The 1,458-nt window shown below is 47.3% G+C and carries 1 protein-coding gene; it reads right to left on the bottom strand.

The window, feature by feature from the left end; translation table 11 throughout:
• Positions 1-239 precede the first annotated feature (239 nt).
• A complete protein-coding gene (locus H8S75_RS32300; protein ID WP_187024969.1) occupies positions 240-1,259 on the bottom strand; it encodes a tyrosine-type recombinase/integrase in 1,020 nt (339 codons plus the stop codon).
• Between the last annotated feature and the right edge of the window lie 199 nt (positions 1,260-1,458).

The raw sequence follows: 1,458 nt of genomic DNA on the forward strand, positions 1-1,458 counted from the left end.
CCAAAAAGCTTGTCCTGCAACTGGTGGAAGATTAGGGCAACTGGGATAGGCGTAGTATAGACCACGTCCCAGAGTCAATATATCACTAGACTGCAAAACTTTATAACTTAAATCACTATATCATTTAGCCCGTCCTTTCACCTCCATTTGGTCCGTTTCCCGCGCTTGCATGGCTATCAGGGTAAGCTTAATAGAGCGACCCGAAAAGCCCGCTTAAATCAGCATATAATATACAGTTTTTAAGCGTATTTTCTATGCGATGCCTGGACGCTTTCGGTCTTAACGGTACAATAGATCATTGTCGTATCCAGCTTCTCGTGCCCCAGAAACTCCTTAACCTGTTCGATCGGCATTCCTCGGCTTAGAAGATCTGTCGCGATTGTTCGACGGAACCGGTGCGGGTGTACTCCCTCAACTCCGGCTCTCCGCCCCAACTGGCGGAGCATATACTGCACCCCGGCTACTGTCAGGCGTCCATGTGGCCGGTCCAGTGTAGCAAATAACGGCCGGCTCTGCAGCTGCTCCATGGTTATTCCTTCATTCTCACAGCGTGTCCGTAAATATCGACGCAGATAAAACTTTGCACCATCTGTCAAATATGTCTTTCTCTCCTTGCTTCCCTTACCATATACAATCAATTCTTGCTTTCCCATCTCAATATCACTCACATTAAGCGATACCAGTTCTGACACTCGGACACCGGTACTATACAAAAACTCCACCAGTGCCCGATCCCGCAACTCGCTGCAGCTGGTTCGCAGCGCTTCCATCTCTGCCGCCGAGAACGGCTTTTTGATTGTCTTTTCGATCTTTAATAAACCTACCTTTTTAACTGGATTACTGCTCACCAGATCCTCTGTGATCATAAAGTCCCAGAAGCTGGACAAATAATGAAGCCGCGTCTGCATCGTTGACATCTTAATGCCGCGGCGCTCCCTCATCACACCATAGTAATACCGCAGATCCATACCGGTAATATCCTCCAAGCGCTTCCCCAGGAAATCCAGCATATTGCAGATCTCCCGGGTGTATTGCTTAAGCGTATTGGTCTGCCGGTTTACCGCCTTTTTACTCGCCACAAACATTCGGATCTTTGCCTCGTCACCGTCTTCGCCCGTAGCTGCCAGCTCTGTGCATTGCTCCGCTACCTCAAGGCCATGGAAATTGACATACAGCACATTGCTTAAGTGCTCCAGCTGATCCTGGCTGAGATGCGGTGCCATCTCATTGACTACATTTTCGAGTATCTTCTCTACCATATAAATAAGCCCTCCTTCACTGATTATTGTAAAGGGTAGGGCCTTATATCGTCCACCGATCATGTTCGTTACTTAGTTAAATAGTGATTTAGCTGGTAAGGCTGATATCAACACACTGCCAAAGACGGTACATACCTCAATTACTGGTACTGGATCTGATTATTATGATATATCTTGTCCTGGCATTAAATACGGTGCC

It is taken from the genome of Hungatella hominis (assembly GCF_014288005.1).
Classification (GTDB): domain Bacteria; phylum Bacillota; class Clostridia; order Lachnospirales; family Lachnospiraceae; genus Hungatella; species Hungatella effluvii.

Coding starts and splice junctions, on each gene's coding strand:
- H8S75_RS32300 (WP_187024969.1), bottom strand. CDS start 1,259: ATGGTAGAGAAGATACTCGAAAATGTAGTCAATGAGATGGCACCGCAT.